The 25,412-nt window shown below is 44.5% G+C and carries 22 protein-coding genes; 14 read left to right on the top strand and 8 right to left on the bottom strand.

Annotation, left to right across the window (positions count from 1 at the left end; translation table 11 throughout):
- Window positions 1-12 precede the first annotated feature (12 nt).
- On the top strand, window positions 13-546 hold the full coding sequence (locus tag LGO15_RS23760; RefSeq protein WP_167831010.1) for a sigma-70 family RNA polymerase sigma factor: 534 nt from the start codon (window positions 13-15) through the stop codon (window positions 544-546).
- Window positions 524-1,504, top strand: a complete 981-nt coding sequence (locus LGO15_RS23755; RefSeq protein ID WP_226086268.1) for a DUF4179 domain-containing protein — start codon at window positions 524-526, stop codon at window positions 1,502-1,504. The genes LGO15_RS23760 and LGO15_RS23755 overlap by 23 nt, the downstream gene beginning before the upstream one ends.
- A gap of 15 nt (window positions 1,505-1,519) precedes the next feature.
- On the opposite strand, the gene LGO15_RS23750 is transcribed toward LGO15_RS23755, so the two are convergent.
- Window positions 1,520-2,059, bottom strand: coding sequence for a dihydrofolate reductase family protein (locus tag LGO15_RS23750; protein ID WP_226086267.1), 540 nt, complete (start codon window positions 2,057-2,059; stop codon window positions 1,520-1,522).
- 61 nt (window positions 2,060-2,120) lie between these two features.
- On the opposite strand from LGO15_RS23750, the gene LGO15_RS23745 reads away from it, so the two are divergent.
- The 3 genes from LGO15_RS23745 (at window position 2,121) to LGO15_RS23735 (ending at window position 5,952) form a co-directional block, all read left to right on the top strand.
- Window positions 2,121-2,585: an HAD family hydrolase gene (locus tag LGO15_RS23745; RefSeq protein ID WP_226086266.1), complete on the top strand. Its 465-nt coding sequence runs from the start codon at window positions 2,121-2,123 to the stop codon at window positions 2,583-2,585.
- Between the two features lie 462 nt (window positions 2,586-3,047).
- A complete protein-coding gene (locus LGO15_RS23740) occupies window positions 3,048-3,740 on the top strand; it encodes a response regulator transcription factor (RefSeq protein WP_226086265.1) in 693 nt (230 codons plus the stop codon).
- Complete coding sequence (locus LGO15_RS23735; protein WP_226086264.1) at window positions 3,718-5,952, top strand: sensor histidine kinase; 2,235 nt, start codon at window positions 3,718-3,720, stop codon at window positions 5,950-5,952. The genes LGO15_RS23740 and LGO15_RS23735 overlap by 23 nt, the downstream gene beginning before the upstream one ends.
- 32 nt (window positions 5,953-5,984) lie before the next feature.
- On the opposite strand, the gene LGO15_RS23730 is transcribed toward LGO15_RS23735, so the two are convergent.
- Entirely contained in the window at window positions 5,985-6,818 is an 834-nt protein-coding gene (locus LGO15_RS23730; protein WP_226086263.1) for a hypothetical protein, read from the bottom strand.
- Window positions 6,819-7,015: 197 nt separating this feature from the next.
- Here LGO15_RS23730 and LGO15_RS23725 point away from each other — a divergent pair, with 197 nt between their 5' ends.
- Complete coding sequence (locus LGO15_RS23725) at window positions 7,016-8,221, top strand: MFS transporter (RefSeq protein WP_226086262.1); 1,206 nt, start codon at window positions 7,016-7,018, stop codon at window positions 8,219-8,221.
- Between the two features lie 44 nt (window positions 8,222-8,265).
- On the opposite strand, the gene LGO15_RS23720 is transcribed toward LGO15_RS23725, so the two are convergent.
- Window positions 8,266-8,637 (bottom strand): heme-copper oxidase family protein, encoded by a 372-nt coding sequence (locus LGO15_RS23720; RefSeq protein ID WP_226086261.1) that lies wholly within the window; start codon window positions 8,635-8,637, stop codon window positions 8,266-8,268.
- Window positions 8,638-8,865: 228 nt separating this feature from the next.
- On the opposite strand from LGO15_RS23720, the gene LGO15_RS23715 reads away from it, so the two are divergent.
- Window positions 8,866-11,157 (top strand): glycoside hydrolase family 65 protein, encoded by a 2,292-nt coding sequence (locus tag LGO15_RS23715; protein WP_226086260.1) that lies wholly within the window; start codon window positions 8,866-8,868, stop codon window positions 11,155-11,157.
- A gap of 343 nt (window positions 11,158-11,500) precedes the next feature.
- The gene (pgmB, locus tag LGO15_RS23710) at window positions 11,501-12,169 is read left to right on the top strand and encodes a beta-phosphoglucomutase (RefSeq protein WP_226086259.1); all 669 of its coding nucleotides are present in this window, start codon (window positions 11,501-11,503) and stop codon (window positions 12,167-12,169) included.
- Between the two features lie 227 nt (window positions 12,170-12,396).
- On the opposite strand, the gene LGO15_RS23705 is transcribed toward pgmB, so the two are convergent.
- Window positions 12,397-13,458 (bottom strand): hypothetical protein, encoded by a 1,062-nt coding sequence (locus LGO15_RS23705; RefSeq protein ID WP_226086258.1) that lies wholly within the window; start codon window positions 13,456-13,458, stop codon window positions 12,397-12,399.
- Between the two features lie 195 nt (window positions 13,459-13,653).
- Between LGO15_RS23705 and LGO15_RS23700 the strand changes: the two genes are divergently transcribed.
- Window positions 13,654-14,550 (top strand): NAD(P)/FAD-dependent oxidoreductase, encoded by an 897-nt coding sequence (locus LGO15_RS23700; RefSeq protein ID WP_226086257.1) that lies wholly within the window; start codon window positions 13,654-13,656, stop codon window positions 14,548-14,550.
- 113 nt (window positions 14,551-14,663) lie between these two features.
- Here the strand turns inward: LGO15_RS23700 and LGO15_RS23695 are convergent, their stop codons facing one another.
- The gene (locus LGO15_RS23695; RefSeq protein ID WP_226086256.1) at window positions 14,664-16,199 is read right to left on the bottom strand and encodes an FAD-dependent oxidoreductase; all 1,536 of its coding nucleotides are present in this window, start codon (window positions 16,197-16,199) and stop codon (window positions 14,664-14,666) included.
- 180 nt (window positions 16,200-16,379) lie between these two features.
- On the opposite strand from LGO15_RS23695, the gene LGO15_RS23690 reads away from it, so the two are divergent.
- From LGO15_RS23690 to LGO15_RS23675, 4 genes are all read left to right on the top strand, one after another.
- On the top strand, window positions 16,380-17,741 hold the full coding sequence (locus LGO15_RS23690) for a UDP-glucose dehydrogenase family protein (RefSeq protein WP_226086255.1): 1,362 nt from the start codon (window positions 16,380-16,382) through the stop codon (window positions 17,739-17,741).
- A gap of 60 nt (window positions 17,742-17,801) precedes the next feature.
- A complete protein-coding gene (gene ybaK / locus LGO15_RS23685) occupies window positions 17,802-18,278 on the top strand; it encodes a Cys-tRNA(Pro) deacylase (RefSeq protein WP_226086254.1) in 477 nt (158 codons plus the stop codon).
- 215 nt (window positions 18,279-18,493) lie between these two features.
- Window positions 18,494-19,591, top strand: a complete 1,098-nt coding sequence (locus LGO15_RS23680; RefSeq protein WP_226086253.1) for a PRK06851 family protein — start codon at window positions 18,494-18,496, stop codon at window positions 19,589-19,591.
- A 59-nt stretch (window positions 19,592-19,650) separates the two neighbouring features.
- Window positions 19,651-20,175 (top strand): hypothetical protein, encoded by a 525-nt coding sequence (locus tag LGO15_RS23675; RefSeq protein ID WP_413231363.1) that lies wholly within the window; start codon window positions 19,651-19,653, stop codon window positions 20,173-20,175.
- Window positions 20,176-20,224: 49 nt separating this feature from the next.
- On the opposite strand, the gene LGO15_RS23670 is transcribed toward LGO15_RS23675, so the two are convergent.
- Window positions 20,225-21,586 carry a YjiH family protein gene (locus LGO15_RS23670; RefSeq protein WP_226086252.1) on the bottom strand — a complete coding sequence of 454 codons (1,362 nt, stop codon included), beginning with the start codon at window positions 21,584-21,586 and terminating at the stop codon, window positions 20,225-20,227.
- Window positions 21,587-21,824: 238 nt separating this feature from the next.
- Here LGO15_RS23670 and LGO15_RS23665 point away from each other — a divergent pair, with 238 nt between their 5' ends.
- Window positions 21,825-22,313: a GNAT family N-acetyltransferase gene (locus LGO15_RS23665; protein ID WP_226086251.1), complete on the top strand. Its 489-nt coding sequence runs from the start codon at window positions 21,825-21,827 to the stop codon at window positions 22,311-22,313.
- Window positions 22,314-22,657: 344 nt separating this feature from the next.
- Here the strand turns inward: LGO15_RS23665 and LGO15_RS23660 are convergent, their stop codons facing one another.
- Both LGO15_RS23660 and LGO15_RS23655 read right to left on the bottom strand, forming a co-directional pair.
- Window positions 22,658-24,310, bottom strand: coding sequence for a glycoside hydrolase family 13 protein (locus LGO15_RS23660; protein WP_226086250.1), 1,653 nt, complete (start codon window positions 24,308-24,310; stop codon window positions 22,658-22,660).
- 69 nt (window positions 24,311-24,379) lie between these two features.
- Window positions 24,380-25,405 (bottom strand): LacI family DNA-binding transcriptional regulator, encoded by a 1,026-nt coding sequence (locus LGO15_RS23655; protein WP_226086249.1) that lies wholly within the window; start codon window positions 25,403-25,405, stop codon window positions 24,380-24,382.
- Window positions 25,406-25,412 lie beyond the last annotated feature (7 nt).

Below are 25,412 nucleotides of genomic sequence, written 5' to 3'. Positions count from 1 at the left end.
GGAGGTCAGGAAATGAAAGAAGCAAAGCTTGTGAAAAAGGCAGTGAAGGGGAATGGAAAAGCATTTGAAGAGCTGCTGATTATACATAGTGAACGATTATATCGGACCGCTTTTTTATATACCGGAAACAGGGAGGACGCGCTTGATATTGTCCAGGAAACATCATGCAAAGCATTTCTGGCGATCGGGCAGCTGAAAAATGAACAATACTTTTTAACCTGGCTGACAAGGATTCTGATCCATTGTGCATACGATGTCTTGAAAAAAAGGAAAAAAGAAACACCAGTTGAGAAACTGCTCGACTTGCCTTCAAGCAGTGAACATAATGTGGCAGAGAACCTTGATTTAATGGAGGCGGTCACTCAATTAAAAGATCAGCACCGGACGGCGATTATCCTATTTTACTATCATGACCTGGCAATAGGTGAGATTGCCAGAATGATGGACAAACCTGAAAATACCGTAAAAACCTATCTGCAACGAGCGCGGAAGGAATTGAAGGCTAGATTGGGAGGCGAGCAGGATGGAAAAGAAAATGTTTCATGAATGTGTAGATCGAATTGATGTACCCGAAGATGATGTAGTAAAAGCAATCCAGGCTGGTGTAAGGAAAGGGAGCAGGATGAAGCCTAAACGAAGACCACTTTTTAAAACTGCGGCAGTTTCAGCAGCAGCTGCAGCCCTGTTCATATCATCAGGATTCATGTTCCCATCCATGGCCAGTGTGATGGCGGAAATTCCAATTCTGGCGAAACTCTATGAAAATGACAAAGTAGCCGAAAACCTGTCCTCACAGCAGCTCATCACAGAGTTGAACGAAAAGGCAGCATTTGCTGGAATTGATGTGACAGTTACAGAAGCTTATTATGACGGAGCAATTATAGGTGTCACATTTGATGTAAAAGGTGAAGTGAAGGGCAACGAGGACGAGATTTATGCATTCTATGAAATTTTCGACCGAGATCATAATATCGAAGAAACGATGGAATTGGTGAAATTGGTGCCGGATGGAGATGGCTACAAAGGGCATATCCAGTTAAGCTCTCCGAGAGCGGAATTACCGGCGGAAACCACTTTGCCATTCAACATTATTGGTATCGGAGAAATCAGTGACAACTGGAAGGACGAACAGGGTAAATGGAATTTTGACGTGCCGATCAGCCAGCTGCCATTTGAAACAATTGCGCTTGATCAGGCAACTGAACTTGGTCAGCATAAAATCGCATTCGAAAAGCTGATTAAAGGGACATCATCGATGGCGATCGAATATACATTAAGCTACCCGGAAGGCAGCCAAAAAGTGAGGTTTGATCTTTCTGATGGAAATGGAAAACAACTAATCGGTGGAACCTCGGATGCAAAGCTGGAAAAGAAAATCGAAAATGGGACAGTGACGGAGAAAAGGCGAATCACCATTCCGTTTGTGCCGAGTTCTGATTTTATAGAAGTACGATTGGAATTGGAGTCGGGGGAGGAACTGGAACCTGTTAGAATTGGCCTATAATAGTGGCGCTGGTGATCAGCCAGCGCCATTTGTTTTGATTTTGTATGTCAGGGATGCAATCTGCCCATAGCGTCCGGTACTTGTTAATTCGAAATCTGCTGGCGGTGTGCCATCCGGGAACAGCGGGATTCCTTCACCAATCAATTTCGGAATGATATAAAGTTGGATTTCGTCAATTAGCTGTTTTTCAAGGAACTGCTTCACGAGCTGACCGCCGCCAACAAGCCACACATAGCCTTCGGATTCCTTCTTCAAACGAGAAACAAGGGATTCCAGGTCCTCCTCTGTAAACGTGACATGGGGGCTGCTTTCCTTAGTCTGGCGCGATAAAACATAACAGTTTTTTCCGGCATAAGGGAATTCATCCGTCAGTCGTAAAACCTCTTCATATGTTTTACGGCCCATTATGACGGTCCCAACCTGGCTGTAGAATTCACCGTATCCATTATCTCCTTCGCCTTCCACGTCATCCAGCCAATCTACGGCACCATCCGGCCTCGCGATATAGCCGTCGAGACTCATCGCAATATACAGGACCACATTGTTCTTTTTCATTTTACATCCTCCAAGCAGGTGTATAATAACGTTATTCTATCAAAAATAAGGGGGCGTATTCATGTTATCTTTGAACATCCCTGGAAGAGGTCCATTTACTATTCACCATCTTGTTCTGGATTTTAACGGGACGATTGCTTTTAACGGTGAGTTGATTCCTGGTGTCGCTGAAAGAATCATGCTGTTAAGCAAGGAAATGGAGATTCATGTCATTACTGCGGATACAAATGGCACCGTAGCCAGACAGTGCACTGGACTGCCAGTATCGGTGCAGATTCTTCATTCAGATAATCATACCGGGGAAAAGGGTGAATTTGTCCATGGCCTGGATGGAGTAATCTGTATGGGCAACGGGGCTAATGATGAAGCTATGTTCGAAGAAGCAGATCTAGCCATTGCTGTTGCCGGAAGAGAAGGATGCGCACCGGCAACATTGTTGAAAAGTGATGTGATAATCAAAGATATCAATGACGGATTGGATTTGCTGTTGAATCCTAAAAGGATGATTGCCACACTGCGGAAGTAGCCGGCAAATACTCATCGAAGGAACCGGTCCTTAACTGGAAAAAAACGCACGGAATTTCCAGTTCGCCAATAAAATCTGATTTTCGCCAATAAGCAGGGTGAAATCGCCAATAAATCATTTTTTTCGCCAATAAAATTAGAAAATCGCCAATAAAAAATGTTCACCATATGAGTAGGGCTTGAAACTTATTGTCTTCGCTATGAAAATGGGTTTCTTTTCTATAATCGGTTCAATCTTTCAGGAGATTGAGCCTGTTTCAGTGCAGCGAATCTCCAATTTTTAAAATAATCATCCCCAAATTACCTTCCCCTTCAACCTTCATAAAAATATATAATAGATTCACACACCACTCTTTACCAATATTAAGAAAATCTTAAGATTTATGCTCAGTGAATATTAAGGTTCACTGTCTAGAATAATCAATATCAAAGCTTGCCTGTATGGGAAGGGGGTCTTAAAAGCGTGGAACAATACAATGTGCTAGTCGTTGATGACGAGAAAGAGATACGTGATGCGATTGAAATTTATTTGAAGAATGAAGGAATCAAGGTGATTAAGGCAGCGGACGGGATCGAGGCAATCGAGAAATTGAATGAGCAGCCTGTTCATTTAATTTTGCTCGATGTGATGATGCCGCGCCAGGACGGTATTACGACGACCTTCCGGATTCGAGAGGATAAAAACATTCCAATCATCATTTTAAGTGCAAAAGCAGAGGATACGGATAAAATTCTCGGGCTCCAGGTTGGCGCCGATGATTATGTGACGAAGCCGTTCAATCCGCTCGAATTGATCGCAAGGGTAAAATCCCAGCTGAGACGATATGTCACGCTCGGTACATATGAAGGAAAAGCGAAAGCGATCGACCTGAACGGACTGACTTTGGACCAGTCTTCTAAGGAGGTCACAGCCCATGGCGATCCGGTGAAACTGACGCCAATCGAGTACAAGATTATCGAGCTGCTTATGACGAACGCTGGCAGAGTATTCTCCATCAATGATATATATGAGCGGGTATGGAAGGAGCCAAGCTACAACGCAGAAAATACGGTAGCAGTCCACATCCGGAAAATCCGTGAAAAAATAGAGATCGATCCAAAGAATCCAAGATTTTTGAAGGTGGTGTGGGGGATTGGATACAAAATCGAAAAGTAAGTATTTATTTGTCGTATGGGTGCTATTGATTGCCTTCGGGCTTAGCGGGGTGTTTTCGATCCTGACGAATGGCAGCCGGTATATGCATGGTGACTATTTTGAATCAGATGAATACAACTCGCAAATGGATCAGTTTATACAAATGCTGAATGTGTATGAACTGTATGATATGCCTAAGGAAGAAATGAAAAAGCAGATCACCGTTTCAGATGAGGAAATTGAAGAGCATCGTACACGATACGGCAATCTAGGTGATCAGATATCCAATATTGGAATGCAATATAATGATCAAATACAGGCGGCAATCGATTCAGGAAACAAGGCGGCTGAAGACGTTCTGACGAAGGAAAGGGACGAAAAGATTGCGGACATCACCGAAAACTTCAATAGTGATGAATATGTAGGAGCTAAAATTGTAAAAGAGAAAGAGCAGAAGATTGATGAATTTTATCGGGACCTAGAAGCATACCGCCATGAATTCAATAATCTTGAGCAAGCATATAAATATTACCTGAAGGACAATTCAACAGGTGAAGTCTATACAAACCTTAACCTATCAAAGGGTGAAAAAGCTTCTGACTACCTGAATAAAAAAGACATGTATTATGTAATGGAATTCGCAGACTTGCAAAAAAATTATGCATTCACTGGTTTTAATGAGAATTTCCTGCCTTATAATGAAGGCGCAGAACCCGTCCTGGAAAAACAAAAAGACCTGAATCTGACCGGTCAAATCGGTTTATCCAAGAGTGCATCAGAAAGAAATATTGCCATCATGAATTATAAAGACTACCAGAAAGGGCAAAAGCTCTTTTTCGGTTATCTTTTGACAAGCTTTGCCGCACTAATCGCGAGCTACTTCCTGGCAAAACGAAAACCGGCAACCGTGTTCGGTTCGTTTGACCATCTGAAGCCATTCTATGGAAGGATCCCGCTGGATGTAAGGGCGGTCCTGCTGTTATTAACAGTATTTTTCCTATTGCTGTCCATGACACTGATCAGTGAACAGTTTGTTTATTATCATTCAAATCTCTTCGCGACCCTTACCGAGCTGATCATCAGCCTGGTTGCTGCAGCTTCATTGCTTGCTTTCGGCTGGGTCCAGCTGAGATTCCTTTCAGAGTACCGCAAGGATTGGCCAATGCTAAAGGAAGACTTGATTGACAGCCTCATAGTTAAAAGCTACTACACCATTCTTGATGCATTTATCGTCAAAAGCATCGGGTTCCAGCTTCTCGTCATCCTCGGCATTGCATTTGCAATGGGCATGCTGTTTGTTGGCGTCCTTGCAGCTGGTGGAGGAGATATTATTGTTATTGCCTTCGCAATTGGGGTCATAAGTCTCCCGATTTTCCTCATAATCATGAGAAAAGCAGGCTACTTGAATAAAGTATTGAAGCATACAGAAGAACTTACTGCAGGCAATTTAGGTGCCGACATACCGGTGAAAGGGAAATCCGCAATCGCGAAACATGCAGCAAATATCAATGACTTGAGGAATACGGTGAATGTTTCCCATAAGGAACAAGCAAAAAGCGAGCGCCTGAAGACGGAATTGATCACGAATGTAAGCCATGACCTCAGAACGCCGCTGACATCAATCATTACGTACACAGAGCTTTTGAAAACACCTGATCTAGCTCCCGAGGACCGAGACTCCTACCTTGAAATTCTTGATCGGAAATCCAAGCGGCTAAAGGTATTGATTGATGATCTGTTCGAGGCGACGAAAATGGCGAGCGGCAATATCGAACTTCACAAGGAGAAGGTTGATCTCAACCAGCTGCTGCAACAGGCTTTGGCTGAGCATAATGAGGCACTGAGCCAGTCGACGCTTCAGCTGCGGATCTCGCAGCCCGAGCATCCGGTTTATGCCTTTGTAGACGGACAAAAGCTCTGGAGAGTGTTCGATAATTTGATCGGTAATATCCTGAAGTATGCCTTGGAGAATACAAGGGTATATGTTTCGGTAAAAGAAGAGCAGGACAGGGTTGTGCTAACTTTTAAAAACATCACGAAATACGAATTGGGTGAAGACCTGAACGAACTATTTGAGCGCTTCAAACGCGGTGACCAGTCACGTCATACAGAAGGATCTGGGCTGGGCCTCGCGATTGCCAAATCGATCGTCGATCTGCATGAAGGATCGCTTGACATCGAAGTCGACGGAGACCTGTTTAAGGTGACAGTGGTCCTCGAAAAACTTAATTAACCAAACCCCCCTTAGCATTGCAGAGGGGGTTTCTACTTTTTTAGGCGTATTTTTAAATACAGAAACCTTGAAATAATGATCATGACGGCATGGAAAGCAATACTCCAGACCTTATTCAACCGAAACTTCACCAGGCCGATCCGTTCAAGCAGCATATCAGTGAAAAACGAACCAAGGAACATGGTGAATCTTGGCATCAGACCAGGTCTTGAAGAACTTTTTACCAGGAAAATGGACCGGATCATGCTATAGAGCGGTGCAATGATGAAATGCTCGCGCCAGGAGTGGTGGATTCCACGTCCGAACCGGACTTTCCTGTTGACCGCAGATATAAAAAGCAAGGTAACCCCGATCACTTCAGTAGCCAGGTATTGGGCAATGACAAGAGCCCATTCTTTTTTTGCGTTCAGTTCTTTGTAAAACCAGTCGCTGATGTAAAAATAAATATTCATGAAAAATAAAGTGTAACTAGGCTTCCACCAGTATGCTTTATAAATTTTCAAATGAATGAATAAGTGTTCAATTCCGTAATAGATCAGCGTGGTGCCCAGCTTCCAATACCGATTCTTTCTATACACAGATAAGAGAGTAGCGGTTATGGGGACATATAGTGCCTGGGAAAAAATTGCCCCAAGAATTTGGTCATGAATCCGTTTTTTGAGGATTAATGGTTTATACGTATACCCTTTGAACAAATTAAGGACAGGATACTCGAATAAATAAGCCATCCCTATATTAGAAAGCAAGAGGATCCATATATTTTTCTGGCGGCTTCGTTTAGCGAAAATGATAAAAAGCAAAACATGAGCGACTGCCAGCAGCAGGAAGGGAATGGAGTTCTTTTTAATAGGTTTGTTTTTCCTCATGGCACACCCCACCTTTCAAGGTTTAGTTATAATGTTCACTTATTCCTTGAAATTATTTATTGTGGTGGATTGTGTAAACTTTTAATATGACTAGTGTAAAGACAAGTGGTAATATAGAAACGCACGTAATAAATGATGTTAAAACTAACAATTTTAGGGAAACTATTTGTATCGCTTTTATGGTGTAGGAGGGCTTTATGAAAAAAACGGAGGAAATCTCAGAAAAGAAGCTGCTCGGGATTGCAGGTCTGGGTTGGATGTTCGATGCGATGGACGTGGGGATCCTGTCCTTTATCATCGCTGCATTGCAGGTAGACTGGAATTTGACGGGCAAGGAAATGGGCTGGATTGGCAGCGTGAATTCAATTGGAATGGCTGTCGGAGCCTTTGTTTTTGGTTTGCTGGCTGACCGGATTGGCCGAAAAAACGTTTTTATTATTACATTATTGCTGTTCTCTGTCGGTAGCGGGATTTCCGCGATGGCAACGACTTTGTCCTTCTTTTTATTGCTAAGATTTTTTATAGGCATGGGGCTTGGCGGAGAGCTGCCAGTCGCATCTACACTTGTTTCGGAGAGTGTGCCTGCTGAAAAACGGGGGCGTGTCGTTGTCCTGCTCGAAAGCTTTTGGGCTGCAGGCTGGCTAGTTGCTGCATTGATCTCCTATTTCGTCATTCCGAAATTCGGCTGGCAAATGGCCCTGATCCTAAGTGCGCTGCCAGCACTGTATGCCCTGTACCTTCGTATCAATCTTCCTGACTCACCAAGGTACCTGGCAGTCGCCAAAAAGGATAGGCTGACGATGAAAGAGAGCATCGCGGAGGTCTGGTCAAGAGAACACTTCAAGAGAACGGCTATGCTATGGATCTTATGGTTCAGTGTGGTTTTCTCTTATTATGGAATGTTCCTCTGGCTGCCGAGCGTGATGGTCATGAAGGGCTTCACATTGATCAAAAGCTTCCAGTATGTATTGATCATGACCCTTGCCCAACTACCGGGATATTTTACAGCCGCGTGGTTGATAGAAAGAGCCGGCAGGAAATTCGTGCTGGTTGTCTATTTGATCGGAACAGCATTAAGTGCCTTTTTCTTCGGCACGGCAGACACGCTTGCACTGCTGATTACGGCAGGAATCCTGCTGTCATTCTTCAACCTGGGTGCATGGGGCGCGCTGTATGCTTATACACCAGAACAATATCCAACAACGATCCGTGGCTCAGGAGCGGGGATGGCTGCATCCTTTGGCCGTATCGGTGGGATCATCGGACCGCTGATGGTTCCATATCTAGCAGCACAGAATCTATCCATCACGACGATATTCACGATTTTCTGCATCGCCATTTTGGTTGGTGCAGCGGCTGTATTCTTCTGGGGCACGGAAACGAAGCAGAAGGAGCTTGCGTAATGAAAAAAGTTCGCCTCTCAAAGGGCGAACTTTTTTTGTCTTCATTATGATGCTGTTACATTTTTGAATACATTCAAAAGAAAGAGAATGCCTCCAAAAACGATGACCAGTGATCCAATGATGGCAAAGACGGTGAAAATGACACCCCCAACCAGCATGGATAAAGTGATCCCGCCCTGCATGACAGGGACCCCGATGTTATGCAGCCAGAAATGAGTGCTGGCAAGCTTGCTGTTCCCGGCTTTCGGAAAAAGATAATAAATCGTCCCGAACAGGGCCATTGATACCCAGCCAAGCAGGTTCAAGTGTGCGTGGACCGACGTCAAAGTGAAATCATGCACGATACCCATAATAATTCCCAAAATAATAGCAATGACAAAATAGACTGCAGCCACTTTGAAAAATCGTATGCTCATATCTTTCCTCCTCTCTTGATTAGTTCTTTTAGATTATATTAGTTTTCTGAAAATTTATAACATATGTACCAACAAAATAGGTGAAAAAATAAATGACCGAAATATAATAGTAAAATAATAATAAGTTCAGCATGACACAAAAATATCACCATTGCTTTTGTCATTTTTGCGGAAATTCATGATATAATAGTGCAAACGTTTGTACAACCTTTAAAGGAGCTAAAAGCTATGAAAAGATTATTTGGAATTGATAGCTGGAAGATCGTTGAAACGGACTTGCATAAAGAAGATTTCCGGCTTGCGGAAAGCATCATGAGCCTGGGAAATGGCCATATGGGCATGCGCGGGAACTTTGAAGAAACATATACGGGAGACTTTCATCGTGGTTCATATATTGCAGGCGTCTGGTTTCCGGACAAAACGCGTGTAGGCTGGTGGAAAAATGGCTATCCACACTATTTTGGCAAGGTCATTAACTCAACAAATTTTATCGGCATTAAGGTAATTGTTGATGGAGTGGAACTGGATCTTCACAGCGCAGAAGTAAGCGATTACTACCGTGAGCTTGATATGCAGCACGGTGTCTTGACACGCCGTTTTACAGTCGTTCAGAACGGCAAGGAAACAGAAGTGGAAGCTGTAAGATTCCTTTCTGTTGCTGACAAAGAACTGGCTGCGATCAAGTATTCAGTGACTGCCAAGAATTATAATGGAAAACTTACCTTTGTTCCTTATCTAGACGGAGATGTGCGTAACGAAGACTCTAACTATGACGAGGACTTCTGGTATGAAGTGAGCAGAGATGCTTCAGAATACAATGGCAATCTTGTCATGAAGACGAAGGACAATCCATTCGGGACCCCGACTTTCCAGGTGGCGACAACTATGCAAAGTGTTGTCAAAGGCAGTGTCGCTAAAGTCGAAGTCAATGAAAAAGAAGAATATGTGGAAAATGTCATTGAAGTGAAGGCTGAGCAGGGACAAACTGTCACTCTTTACAAGTTTGTTGCTGTGACAACAGATCGTGACTATGAAGCCGACGAACTGGTTTCTAAAGGACGCGAAGTGCTGGCACGTTCCGTTGAAAAAGGCTTTGAACAATTATTGGAAGAGCATAGAAATGGCTGGTTGAGCCGCTGGGAAATCGCTGATGTCGAGATTGCCGGCGATGATGAAGCACAGCAGGGCATCCGTTTCAATCTGTTCCAGCTTTTCTCCACCTATTATGGTGAAGACTCACGCTTGAACATCGGACCTAAAGGTTTTACAGGTGAAAAGTACGGCGGTGCAACATATTGGGATACAGAAGCTTATGCAATCCCGCTATATCTTTCTACTGCAGAATCCGAGGTTGCCCGCAACCTGCTGATCTATCGCCATAACCAGCTGGATGGCGCCTACCATAACGCAAAGCAGCAAGGACTAAAGGGTGCGCTTTACCCAATGGTTACTTTTACAGGCGTCGAGTGCCACAATGAATGGGAAATCACGTTTGAGGAAATCCACCGAAATGGTGCGATTGCCTACGCAATCTATAACTATGTTAATTATACTGGAGATAAAGATTACCTCCATGAATATGGAATCGATGTGCTCGCAGGCATCTCCCGTTTCTGGGCAGATCGCGTACACTACAACAAGTCCAAGAACGTTTACATGATGCATGGGGTAACAGGACCGAATGAATACGAAAACAATGTCAACAACAACTGGTACACAAACCGTATCGCTGTCTGGACATTGCGCTACACGCTTGAAGTCATCGAGTTCCTTAAGCAGAATGGCCATGAGAACCGTCTTTCTGGACTGGAGTTCTCTGATGCCGAGCTTTCAAAATGGCAGGATATCATCGAGAAAATGTACTTCCCGTATGATGAAGAAAAAGGTGTCTTCGTCCAGCATGATACATTCCTTGATAAAGACTTGATGACGGTGGATGAGCTTTCAGCTGAAGACCGCCCGATCAACCAGAAATGGTCATGGGATAAAATCCTGCGCAGCTGCTTCATCAAGCAGGCAGATGTTCTTCAGGGTCTATACTTCTTCAACCATGAGTTCACAGAGGAAGAGAAGCGCCGCAACTTTGAATTCTATGAGCCAATGACCGTCCATGAGTCATCATTGTCTCCAAGTATCCACGCAGTTCTTGCTGCAGAGCTTGGCATGGAGGAGAAGGCATATGAAATGTACAACCGCACGGCGCGCCTTGACCTTGATAATTACAACAACGATACAGAAGACGGCCTGCACATCACAAGCATGACAGGTGCATGGCTGGGGATCGTACAAGGCTTCGCGGGCATGCGCACAGCCGAAGGCACATTGTCATTTGCGCCATTCATCCCGAAAGCATGGAACCAGTACAGCTTCAACATCATCTACCGCGACCACTATATCAAAGTAGAAGTGAACCAGGAAAACGTCGTCCTCACGCAGCAAGGACCAGAACTTGCTATGAAGCTTTATGGCGAAGACGTAACGATCCCTGCTGAAAGCGAGCTTTCTGTAAAATTGAAATAACGTATGAAGGAGACCTTTGGGGAAGCCTGAAGGTCTCTCTCTCTTATGCAAATTGATGCCACAACGCTTGGTTATTTGAAAGACTAAGTGTTAATGGACATTTTGGGTAGTACCCGTGACTGAAATGTCTAAGAACCAGGTTTTAATGGACATTTTGAGGAGAGCCCGTGACTGAAATGTCTAAGAAACAGGTGTTAATGGACATTTTGAGGAGTACCTGTGATTGAAATGTTTAAGAAACAGATTATCATAGACATTTTGCAGGGTACATGGTTCTCAAATGTCTTATTAAAATTAAATAGAACTGAGAGTTGAATGACTGATTCATGAAAGGAGTTTGATCATGACTAGACCACTTAAAGCATTTATTTTCGACCTTGATGGGGTCATTACAGATACGGCGGAATATCACTTTCTTGCATGGAAGGCGCTGGCTGAGGATTTGGGCATTACATTTACTCGCGAAGATAACGAGGAACTGAAGGGCGTTTCCCGGATGGATTCCCTCGAGAAAATCCTTGAGCTTGGCGGCCGTACCGGTGATTTTACAGCTGAAGAAAAAGAAGCATTGGCGGAGAAGAAAAATGAGCACTACCTGACATTGATTCAGGATATCACTCCTGCTGACTTGCTGCCGGCCATCAAGGAATTGATTGCTGATATTAAGGCGAAAGGTCTTAAACTTGGCCTTGCGTCCGCGAGCAAGAACGCGTTCACGGTGATGGAGTCGCTTGGAATGAAATCCGAGTTCGATATCATCGTTGACGCAAAAACAGTCGAGAACGGCAAGCCGCATCCGGAAGTATTCCTGCGCGCCGCGGAAATGCTTGGTGTTGAGCCAGAAGCATGCATCGGAGTCGAGGATGCAGCGGCAGGCGTCCAGGCAATCAATTCAGCGGGAATGTTCGCTGTTGCGGTTGGTCCAAAGGAAAGCTTCGAGAATGCTGATCTCGTCTATGGCAGCACGGCTGAGCTTTCGTTTGAGAAAATTGTAGAAGTATATAATCGCTAAGAAATATGGAACCCAGTCGCTTTTGTGCGGCTGGGTTTTACTTTTTTTGGATAAATGAGAGAATATTTCACTTGAATGAGAGATTACGGGTTTACAGTGGGAGAATAACATGTTTCATCGAGAGAATATTGATTTTAACCGAGAGAATATTGTCCTTTATTGAGAGATTATCGCATTCCTCCGCAAATTATTAGTATTGATTGGGAAATGCAGCTATAAAAAAGCGATCACTCATGGAGTGACCGCTGCAATTCATGGTAAAAAACATCGGAATCATCGACATTCAGGACAACCCGATTTACTTTTCGCTTTAAACCGTAGAGGAGGTGCACATCTTGCGGCTCATGAAGTACGATTTCAAACATTGGCTTCTCCTGGATCAAATCAGGTACCCTGGCATCAAAAACCTCAGCTTGTTCTTTGCTGCTGAATTTTTCCGGTCCATTATAATGTCTGATTTCTTTGATGTTGCTTAATGGGAGATACATTGATTTTGAAAACCCTGTCTGCAGTAACAAATGCTCTTCAGTCAGCAGGAATGGGGTTAGGCGTGTGGCCTGAAGCTCAGCCAGCATGAACAGAATGCCGTATATATTCAAAAATAGCAGGATGTAGGAAACGATCGGATTCCAGCTGTGCAGGAAGTAGTGCAGCCCAACAGATTCGATTGCGATGGCATGGATGATCATGATGTAGACAGCATTCACGCTAGTTTTTTTATGATAGGTAAAAGCCATGCCGTATTCGATTTCAGGCTTCTTTTTCCATGAAAAGAGTGCATAGTGGAACAACGAGAATTCAGTAAGAAAAATTTTGATTGCATTATTGTTCGGAAGGTTCGCTTCGACAGCTCTTCGAATGTTGAAAAGAAAGAATGAATTCTGCCTCGCTAGCTTTTTGTATTCCTTCAGCAGTTTTGGAAGCCGTGTGATGACGGTGTAGGCAATATAAAGTTCAAACAATAGGAATGCGCCTTCTGAAACCATTAAAAGATAAGGAAGGAAAGGGTAATCGGAAAGGTGCTGCTGCGGTACGATAAAGTAGGCGGCAGCAAAGCCAGCCAGGATGACGACGCCCATATATTTAAGTGAATACCGTTTGCGAATGACCATGAAGTAGGTTAAGAGAGGCAAAATGATCAACAGGTCCAGCAGTGAACCGATGACAGCGCCCTCTGGAACTGGGCCGAACATCGTCGTACGGTAAAGAATGAAATTGGTTGCTAGAATCAAAGAGGCTAAAACTGCATAAAGAAGTAATCTTGGTTTTCTTGTGACAGTATTTGTCATTATTATCCACCTCAGTTTTATTATAACTGATATCATAGTGCTTAAGTAGTAATTTAATGGTGTTCGACAAAACTAGTGTTTATAGAAATATTGAAAAAATTTATGGTAATTTCTAAGCGGTACAAACTGGATTACACCACCTTTAAAAAGGGAAACATGCTAGTATGACAATTTTAAAAAGGCGGTGGAATCGGTATGTACGATTGCCTAATAGTTGGAGGCGGAATTGCCGGGCTGCAGGCGGCAATTCAACTTGGGCGCTACGATCACGATGTGATGGTACTTGATGCGGGTGATGGACGGTCAGCGATTTGTCAGAGCTATCATAACATCCTCGGCTATCCAGATGGGGTAAGCGGACCTTACTTAAGAGAAATCGGCCGGAAGCAGGCTGCACAATATGGTGTTGAGTTCGTGATTGGAAAGGCTGAGAGTGCCCAAAAGAATGAGGATGGCTTCGAAGTAAAGGCAGAGAGCGGTGACTCATATAAGGCGAAGACTTTGCTGCTGGCTACAGGGGTCATGGATCGGATTCCCCCATTTCCAGAGCTGATGCCAACGCTTGGAATCAGTGTGTATATTTGTCCGGATTGCGATGGCCATGAAGTGAAAGACAAGTCCACAATCGTGATGGGTTCGGGTAATCCTGGTGCGAACATGGCACTGACCTTGAGTTATTTTACAGATAAACTCACATATGTGAATCATGAGAATAAAGAAGTTGATAAGGAAATACGGGACAAATTGAAGGAAAAAGGCATTAAGTATGTTGAAGGGCCGATTGAAAAAGTGCTGGCAGATGGGCCAGATTTCAGGGGAGTTACGCTCGAGAACGGTGAGGAATTGACTTCAGAAAGAGGCTTCATGGCTTTCGGCGGAAATGAAGTGAAATCGCAGCTCGCACAGCAGCTGGGCGTTGATCTTCATAAAAACAAACATGTACTGGTCGATCCGCGGACAAAAATGACAAATGTCGAGAATGTCTGGGCTGCAGGAGATTTAGTCGCTCATTCAGAACAGACAACAATCGCAATGGGAGATGGAATGCAGGCCAGCATATGGATTCATAAGACGCTATTAGCTGATAAATGAGGATAACAGTAAGGTCTTTCCTAATTCAATAATGTATTTGCGAAAAAGCACTACAATCTATCCCCTTTAGACATATTGAAAGCCGCCACTCAGACATGAATGGCGGCTTTGCTTTACTCAAGATCAACTTTTTTCAATGGCAATTCAGCAGGACCTTCAAGGACATCACCTTTGTAGGAGAAACGGGATCCGTGACATGGGCAGTCCCATGTGCGTTCGCCGTTGTTCCACTCGAGCTCGCATCCCATATGGGTACAGGTTGTATCGACCACGTGCAACTGACCGTTTTCATCGCGGTACGCGCCAGCGCGTTTGCCATTGATAGTCACTGCTGCGCCCTCATCGGTATCAAGTGATGTCGCTCGGGTAGATGGGTGTTCCAGCTTTCCTTTAACCAGAGTTTTAGCAATGTGCGTACTCGTTGATATGATCTTACGCAGTTCAGGATCCGCTTTGAATCTCTGGGGATCAAATACTTCTTTATAAGGATTATCCTTCTTCAAGATCTGGTCGCTCAACATGATGGCGGCATTGATTCCGTTTGACATTCCCCATTTTCTATATCCAGTCGCGACATAAATATTGTCTGTAGCCGTTGAGTATTGGCCGACAAATGGAATTTTATCAAAAGGAACAGGATCCTGGGCAGACCATCTAAACGGGATTTCCTTTACACCGAATGTCTGGTGGGCAAATGCCTCGAGAGCTTCATAGTATTGATGCGTATTCGTTTTATGCCCAACTTTATGGCTGTCACCGCCAAATAGGACGATTTTTTCACCATTCCAGTCAGCATAACGAAGCGAGCGGGTTGGCTGCTCAGCATTGATGAACATTCCGCCAGGGAATTCCTTCTCGGTTTTTACCGCAAGCACATACGATCTCTCCGGAGTCATTCTTGAAAAATAGAACCCTTTTAAATCATAAAAAGGATAATGCGTGCTGACAATCATTTGATTGCAGTGCACCTTGTGACCATCGCGGGTTGTAACGACAGGCTCGGATCCTTCCTCCATATCCACTGCAGTCGTATTTTCGAAAATTTGGCCACCCATTTCTGTAAAACGTTCAACAAGATGCTTTAAAAATTTCAGCGGGTGGAACTGTGCCTGGTTACGCATCACAATTCCCGCTTTTGCTTCCACAGGCAGGGGAATCTCGGAAACATACTCGCTGCCATTCACACCAAGTTTTTCATAAGCCTTGAATTCCTTCAGAAGCTTTTCCATCTCTTTTTCGGAATTCGTATAAATATAAGCATCCTCTTCCGATAAATCACAGTCGATCTGCTCTTCTTTTACGAGGTTTTTGACAAATTGCATTGCGTCATAATTGGCCTGATAGTAAAGGCGTGCCTTTTCCTCACTATGATGGTTAATCAGCTCATCATAAATGACGCCATGTTGAGCGGTCACTTTTGCGGTTGTATGCCCGGTTGTACCATTCAAAATGCTGCCGGCTTCGATTACCGCTACTTTCGCACCAGCCTTGGCCAGCAAATAGGCAGAGGTCAATCCAGTAATCCCGCCGCCAATCACAGCGACATCGACCTTCAAATCCTCCTGCAGCTTATTGAATGTCGGCAGTTCCGCGGTTTTTCGCCAGTATGGCTCTGGAAAGCGTGGCAGCTTTGAAGTATAATCGTTCATCAACAATCCTCCTTAAAAATCTTCATAATAACTAATTTTTCCTAGTTGAGTGGAAATCATGCTATTTTTCCTTTTACCCACTAATAATCTGGATAGACAAGTTTTTGCCAAATAGAGCGAATGGAAGAAGGAAGCAGTCACAACATGATAAAATAAGAGCATCAGAAATGGAGGGCCAATATGGAAATCACAGTTGTCGGAACAGGCTATGTTGGCCTCGTCACCGGTGTTTGTTTTGCTGAAGTAGGCTATAATGTCACGTGTTTTGATATAGATGAACGTAAGATCACTGCCCTTTCGCAGGGGAGATGCCCAATTTATGAACCAGGTCTTGAGAATATGCTTCAAAGGAATCTAGAGGAGGGTCGGCTTCATTTTACATACGATTCAAAATCGGCCTGTAAGAATGCGGATTTTATCTTTATCGCAGTCGGCACGCCTGAAAATGAGGATGGGTCGGCGAACTTGGAGTATCTAGAGGGTGCCGTTGAGCAGATTGGCATGAACCTGGTTAGAGATGCAGTCATTATCATTAAAAGCACTGTGCCAGTAGGGACAAATCAGAGGATGTATCAGAAGCTGCGGGGAATACTTCCTGACGATATCCAGGTGAAGGTCGTTTCGAATCCTGAGTTTCTGCGCGAGGGTTCGGGAATTCTTGATACCTTCCATGCGGACCGGATCATTGTCGGCTCAGATGATCATAGGGTGGGCCGTGCGGTGGCTGATTTATATAAACCATTTGGACGGCCGATCCTTCAGACAGATATCCGCAGCGCGGAGCTCATCAAGTATGCGTCAAATGCCTTCCTGGCGACGAAAATCAGCTTCATCAATGAGGTGGCCAATTTGTGTGAGCACACAGATGCCAACATTGAAGATGTCGCAAAGGGAATGGGCATGGACGCCCGAATCGGAGGCCAGTTTTTAAAAGCGGGAATTGGCTATGGCGGCTCCTGCTTTCCAAAGGATACGAAGGCACTGGAAAAACTGACGGAAGAATATGATTATGACTTTAAGATCCTGCGCTCCGTCATCGAGGTGAACAGCAGACAGAAGCATCAGTTGTTTGAGAAAGCCTGTAAGATGTTCGGGAATCTTCAGGGGAAAAGGGTGGCTGTGCTGGGGCTGGCGTTCAAGCCGCATACGGATGACATCCGCGAGGCGCCGGCCATTGAGTTGATTTCCAGGCTGCTTGAAGAACGGGCAGACATTTCCGTCTATGATCCGGCTGCTACCCGCAATACCGGCAATCTTTTTGGAAGCCGGCTCTACTACGCTGAAAACATCGATACTGCCATCAAAGGAGCAGACATCGTCTTCATCATGACGGAGTGGCCTCAAATTACCCAATATGATTTAGAGCGTTTTCCGCTGCTCATGCGTGATCCGGTTATTTTTGACGGAAGGAATTGCTATGACTTGTCTGAAGCAGAGTCAGCAGGTTTAACTTATATTTCAATTGGCAGGAAGGCTGTTAATGTGAGTCGGAATCTGGAGAACTCGAAATTTCAGGGCTTAGCCTGCAGAGAACGTAATTGAATCGACCACCTTCCCTAAGGTAAAATTATCCTAAATACCTTCAACTAAGGAGGAACCAGGATGGCTAAGGTTAAAACAAATGCAATGCGGATTCTCGACACGCAGAAGGTGCCGTATGAAATCCTTACTTATGCCTCAAAGGATGGCAAGATTGATGGCGTTGCCGTTGCAGGGAAAATTGGCCGGGATGCTTCACAGGTCTACAAGACACTGGTGGCAGTAGGGGCAAGCAAGAATTTATATGTCTTTGTGATTCCGGTCGAAGCCGAGCTCGATCTGAAAAAGGCAGCGAAGGAAGCAGGCGAAAAGAAAGTGGAAATGCTTCCGGTCAAGGATATCCAGAAATTCACCGGGTATATCCGCGGCGGCTGTTCACCTATCGGCATGAAAAAGAACTATCCGACTTTTTTGGATGAGAGCGCCCAGGTGCTCGATACCATCATCGTCAGTGCAGGGAAGATCGGCTTCCAAGTAGAATTGACACCGGACCAGCTTTTAAATACTTCAACAGGGAAATATGGTCAGTTGACGAAATAGCCAAACCACAGCTTTTAGTGCTGTGGTTTTTTCTATTTAAAAAATCCCGTAATGAAAGATTTTAGTTCAAAATATTACTTGCCCGGGAAATAGACCCCAAAAAAGACGGTTTGAAACCCTCTTATAGGCAATCACCCAGAACAAATTGCCTGCATATAGTAAGGAGGAAGCGAAAACTTTCCGTTTATACGAACGGATGGAGGGAGTGCGAATCTATGTCAGGAAAAATCCTGAACTTCTTTGCAGGCGGCAACACAGCCCGAGGCTTTTACAGTTTATATGAGTCCAGTTTGCAGGGCTTATCCCGGTTATTCATATTGAAGGGCGGACCAGGAACAGGGAAATCATCGCTCATGAAAAAGATCGGCAATGAATGGCGTGAAAAAGGCTATGATGTACAATTCCTGCATTGTTCATCAGATAATAAATCAATTGATGGTGTGCTGATTCCTGAATTGAATGCCGGGATCGTTGACGGAACGGCACCTCATGTCATCGAACCGAAAGCACCTGGAGCGGTAGAAGAGTACGTCAATCTGGGCGAAGCTTGGAATTCAGGCAAGCTTCAGGAGCATAAGGAAACCATCCTGCAGCTTAGTGAAAAAATCAGTGAGGCATTTAATTCTGCTTACAGTCTTTTTGCTGAAGCGTTGAGAATTCATGATGAGTGGGAAAAAATCTACATTGAGAATATGGACTTCAATAAGGCGAACGAGCTGACAAACAGATTAATACAGCAGTTCTTTGGAGACACATCTTCTTCAGAAGGAAGCGGACGGGTGTATGACCGATTCCTTGGTGCCGCCACACCGGTTGGCGCAGTCGATTTCGTTCCCAATCTGACTGAAACAGTCGGCAAGAGGTACTTCATCAAAGGCCGGCCAGGTTCTGGAAAGTCGACCATGCTGAAAAAATTGGCAGCTGAAGCAAAGTCGCGCGGCTATGACGTTGAAGTCTATCATTGCGGTTTTGACCCGCACAGCCTGGACATGGTCATCGTCCGCGAGCTCGACTTCGCGATTTTCGACAGCACCGCGCCACATGAATATTTTCCAGAGAGAGAGACGGATGAAATCATTGATATGTATACAGAGTTGATCACTCCTGGTACGGATGAAAAATACGAAGCAGAGATCAAGGATGTTGGCGGAAGGTATAAGGCGAAGATGAACGAAGCAATTGCTTCACTTGCACATGCAAAAGAACTGCGAGACCAATTGGAGGCTATCTACATCGAAGCCATGGATTTTGCGAAGGTAGACGAAATAACGAGCCAGCTTCAAAAAGAAATCGGAAGTCTAAGTGCCAACTAGCACCGAATTGGGCGTTTTGCATACATTACAGGGAAAACATCTAGAGAGGGGATATGAGTTTGTACTTTAATAACTTCAACCCATATGCACAAAATCAGCAATTTGATGATGATCATGGCTTTTATGAAAATGACTTTTACCAGCAGGAAGATTTGAGGACGTTTGGAGGCTTCCCTGGGGGACCAGGGGGATTTCCTGGCCAGGGTGGTGGCATTCCAGGCGGTGGATTCCCAGGAGGACCGGGTGGATTCCCAGGAGGACCGGGTGGATTCCCAGGAGGACCGGGTGGATTCCCAGGAAGTCCCGGAGGTGCACCAGGAGGAGGCCAAGCTGGAGGACCGCCAACATCGCCTCCTCCTGCCTTTGTGCCACAAGAACAAGCAACAGCGTTTGCAGTCGACCCAGGCGGAATCAGGAGATGTATGTTCCGATTTACGTATATCTGGCTGATCGATGGCAGAAGCTTCTGGTTCTATCCAGTCTTCCTTGGCAGAAATTCCGTTGCCGGCTGGAGATGGAGCCGCCGCCGCGGATGGGTGTACTACGGCATGGACCTGAGACAGATCCGTTCATTCCAATGTTAGACAAAACAAATGGAGCCCCTTACGACAGGGGCTCCATTTTACGATTATCTTAAAAAAGAATATGTGCAACCAATACGATGATTGGCAATGTAACTAGCGTACGCTGAAGGAAAATGATGAATAATTCCCCGAAGCTGACAGGAATCTTGGATCCTAGCAGCAGTCCGCCAACCTCAGACATATAGATCAGCTGTGTCACGGATACAGACGCAACGATGAACCTTGTCATCGGGCTTGCGATGTCTGCACCAATAACAGAAGGAAGGAACATATCCGCAAAGCCGACAATCAGTGTTTCAGATGCCGCCTTCGCCTCAGGTACCTGCATCAGCTCGAGCAGTGGAATGAACGGCATACCAAGCCATTGGAATACGGGTGTGTATTCTGCGATAATCAGCGCCAGTGTACCAAGCGCCATGACGATTGGTGCAACACCCATCCACATATCAAGGATATTGCGGATTCCGGCAAGGAAGAAGTCTTTGAAGCTCTTATTGCTGCTTGCTTTTTCGACAGCCTGTGCCATGCCCCAGGAGAAAGGAGTATAGCCATCTGGTATATTTTCCTCATCATAGTCGTTGTTCTGCTCCACATAGTACGTATCCTGCTTCCTGGAAAGAGGCGGGATTCGCGGAAGGATGACGGCTGCAACCACACCAGCCAGTGTCACAGTCAGATAGTAAGGAACGAACATGTGAGCCAGGTCAACCTGGGAAATGACGACAAGGCTGAAAGTGATGGAGACAACAGAGAATGTCGTCCCGATAACAGCCGCTTCTCTTTTCGTGTAATAACCTTCTTCATATTGCTTGCTTGTCAGTAGAACTCCAATTGTGCCATCGCCGAGCCATGATGTGAGAGTATCGATGGAAGAACGGCCAGGCAATGTGAAAATAGGGCGCATGATCTTGGCCATCAAGGTTCCGAATAATTCAAGCAGGCCGAAGTTCAGCAATAATGGCAGGAATAATCCCGCAAACAGAAAAACAGAGAATAGGATTGGCAAAAGGTCATTGAGCAGCAGTCCGCCTGTATTAGCTGACCAGATTGCTTCTGGTCCTAATTGAAATAAGGTCATAACTGCAAAAAGAGCTCCTAAAATCCTGGCAATAAGCCAGATTGTCGGTACATCAAACAATGATTTCAAGAAATGATTGCGATTCAGGATTTCAGGTCTGACCGTTTTTATCAATAAGGTCCCGATTAAAGTCAAAACGATGATCACCGTCATTATTGCAGGAAGCGTGCCGCCAAGCAAGTCCTGCAGCCATCCGGAAAGGACAGCGATTGGTATCGTGATTTCTCCATTGTAGGAGATTGGTAACATAAAGAAAAATATTCCTATTAACGAGGGAATGATGAATGCTAAAAAGTCCCCGGTAGATCGTGTTTTACGCAATGGTTTTTCCAAAATGATTTCACCCTTAGAATACATATTTATAAGCCAAAAATTATTTTAATGCATAACCCCTGTTTTGCCAACCCTTTTCTCGGTCCAATTCCTTCCTGAATTATATTATCCTAAAGCAAGCAAGCTAAACTCCCATCCGCCCCCTTTATGTAAAATTCAATTTTTTCTGGCAGGATTCCTCCTATTTTGCTTGAATTCATAATAGGACTATTACCTCATTTAATCAGGGAGAATCAGTATGAAAGTAATTTTGGAAAAAATCAATCTAGATAAAAAGGAAGTGCTGCGTAACTTATATTCACTTTACCTGCATGATCTATCCGCTTATACAGATGGATTGCAGATTAGTGAGTCTGGCAGTTTTGAATTTGATTCATTTTCGTTAATAGGGGAAAAAGAAGGGGTCACTCCTTACTTTATTATTGCTGATGAAAAGCTGGCAGGCTTTGTCTTGATCCTCGAAGCACCTTTTACGACAAAAGTAGATGTAGTCATCAATGATTTCTTCATCCTCAATCCATATCGAGGAAAAGGAGTCGGCAAAGCTGCTGTATCCGAAATTTTTACTCATAATAAGGGAAGCTATTACGTATCCCAGTTAGGAAAAAACCAGAAAGCCGTACATTTTTGGAAAAAAGTCTACCAACAAGAGAGAACTGACTTTGTAGAACAGACGGAAATCCAGGATGGGGAAGAGGTTGTTTACCAAACCTTTGTTATCAACTAGGCTTCCATTATGCTGATCTTGTTGATGGCTGACAAAGGAAGTTGTTTTTCCATAATTAGGGTGAAAGTGCAATTATGGTAGGTCACCGTGCAATTAAGCGGAGTAAGCGTGCAATTAAGGGCAAGGACCGTGCAATTAAGCGGAGTAAGCGTGCAATTAAGGGCGAGGACCGTGCAATTAAGCGGAGTAAGCGTGCAGTTAAGGAGAAAAACCGTGCAATTAATCAGAATGACAGTGCAATTAGTCTAAAGGCTAATTTATCCCCGTGAAAAGTATCACGGGCTTTGTGATATTGCATATGCGATAGAAAAAGGGAGTGCCATCACCAGGCACTCCCTTAACATTTACTTCGTATATACTCTCGTTTCAAATGGTTTCAGTGTGAATGGCGCTGCCTGATCTTCCACCTTATAGTTGTTCAGCAACAATTGGCTTGATTCGAGCGAGAATCCGTTGAATTCAAATGCTGCCGGCTCGCTCGTAAGGTTAGAGATGACCAGTGCTTGCTTATCGCCCATTGTTCTTGTGTAAGCATAAATTTGTGAATGATCTTCAAGAACCAGATCATATGTGCCATAAGTGAAAATTTCATTGGCCTTTTTCATCTCGATCATCTTTTTGTAAAAGTGAAGGATGGAGCCAGGGTCTTGAAGCTGATCTTCAACATTGACCTCTTTGTAGTTTGGGTTTGTTCCAATCCAAGGCTTGCCTGTTGAGAAACCGGCGTTGTCAGCAGCTGACCATTGCATCGGCGTACGGGAATTATCACGGCTTGTCGCCCAGATGAAATCCATGATCTCTTCATGTGGCACACCATTTTCACGGCGGATTTTATATAGGTTCTTAATGGCAACATCATCGTAATCCTCGATCGAAGGGAACTGGACATTGGTCATCCCGATTTCCTGTCCCTGATAGATGAAGGGAGTACCCTGCATAAGGAAGTACATGGATGCGAGAGCGGTTGCACTTTCGCGCCAGTATTCCTTGTCATCACCCCATGTCGAAACGATACGGGCTTTATCATGGTTTTCAATGAATAAAGCATTCCAGCCGTGTCCTTCAAGTCCTTTTTGCCAGCGGGTAAAAGTGTTCTTCAGTTTTGCCAGGTCGAGTGCTTTCTTTTCAGAGTCCCAAAGGTCAAGGTGCTCAAATTGGAAAACCATGTTGAACTTGCCTTGTTCCTCGCCAACCCAAAGGTCAGCTTCCTCGATGCTGACGCCATTGGCCTCACCGACAGTCATGATATCATATTTGGAGAATGTCTCGTTCTTTAATTCCTCGAGGAATGTCTGGATCCCATCGACATTCATATGCTTATCAAAAGAAGAAACATACTGCACACCTTCAGGGTTAGGCATATCTTTTAAGCCCTCTTCTTTTTTAATGTGGCTGATCGCGTCGACGCGGAAACCATCAATTCCCTTATCAAGCCACCAGTTGATCATATCGTATAAAGCAGTACGGACGTCTTTGTTTTCCCAGTTCAAGTCCGGCTGTTTACGGGAGAAAATATGCAGGAAGTACTGATCCGTCTTTTCATCATACTCCCAGGCAGAACCTCCGAAAATACTCTCCCAGTTGTTCGGCTCAGCGCCGTCCTTGCCGTCGCGCCAGATATACCAGTCGCGTTTCGGGCTATCCTTGGATTCACGGGATTCGATGAACCATTGGTGCTCATCACTCGTATGGTTGATAACAAGGTCGATGATCAGCTTCATGCCGCGTTTATGCGTTTCAGCAAGCAACTGGTCAAAATCTGCCATCGTCCCAAATTCATCCATGATATCCTGGTAATCACTGATATCATAGCCATTATCGTCATTAGGGGATTTGTACATCGGGCAAATCCAGATCACATCGATCCCTAAATCCTTTAAGTAATCTAGTTTTGAAATCATTCCTTGTAAATCGCCGATGCCATCGCCATTGGAATCCATGAAGCTTCTTGGATATACCTGATAGGCAACAGCCTCTTTCCACCATTTGTGTTTCATATGAACCCTCATTTCTTTGTATGATCCTGATGTATTTCGTTATCTTATTTTAGACATTTTGCGCAGCACTTACTTATGAATGGGACTGCATGATTTCCGTTCAATCATCCTCGCCGGGATGGTGACCCTTTTTGGCAAGGCGTCCGGATTTTTGATGATTTCTATTAAACAGTTAGCTGCTTCAAAACCTAACTGGAAGATGTCGATGTTAACAGAAGTCAGCTGCGGCTTCATATGTTCCGTAAGTGGTACATCATTGAAGCTGACAATCGAGATTTCTTCTGGCACCTTGATATTCAATTCCTCCGAATAACTCATCAGCTCAATGGCGGTAAAATCATCTGCCACTACGAGCGCAGTAGGAGGCTCATGAGAGGATAGGAACTTCAGGATACCTTGTTTTCCTCCAGATTTTAAGCACTGCTCATGGATTACATACTTTTCGTCATATTGGATGTTCGCTTCATGGAGGGCTTGTTTATACCCCTCTAGGCGGTCAATTGTAAAAACGTGCTCGAGGTTTACACCGATAAAAGCTATTCTTTGATGACCGAGCTTGATCAGATAATCAGTTACCTGTTTGGTGATATAAATATTGTCATTATCGACAAAGGTAATCCGCTCAGCATTCTTACTTGGGCGGCCTATCACGGTAAACGGAAACTTACGCTCCAGCAAGTAGTTCATGATTTTGTCATCTGTTTTCGAATACAGGAGGATGATTCCATCAACCCTGCCACCCTGTACCATTGAAACGACCTGCTGGAAGATTTCCTCGTCGGTAATGCCTGTTGTTAAATAAACTCCGAATTGATGTTCATGGGCTTTCATGCTGATTCCCCTGATGACTTCGGGAAAAAACGGGTTCTGCAGCGCCTGGGTAGCCGAATTCGGCATAACGATACCGATTGTCTCCGTACTCCTTACAACCAGGCTTCGTGCCTGGAAGTTCGGGTGATAGCCCAGTTTCTCCATCACCTTCCGGACACGCTTCTTAGTTACTTCATTGATATGAGGGTGATCGGCAATCACCCTGGAAACGGTAGATGGTGACACACCGGCTGCCTTCGCTACATCTTTGATTGTGACTGCCATTGGTCGT

The sequence above is a fragment of the Mesobacillus sp. S13 genome (assembly GCF_020422885.1).
Classification (GTDB): domain Bacteria; phylum Bacillota; class Bacilli; order Bacillales; family Cytobacillaceae; genus Mesobacillus; species Mesobacillus selenatarsenatis_A.
This window is presented reverse-complemented; position numbering and strand designations above follow the sequence as displayed.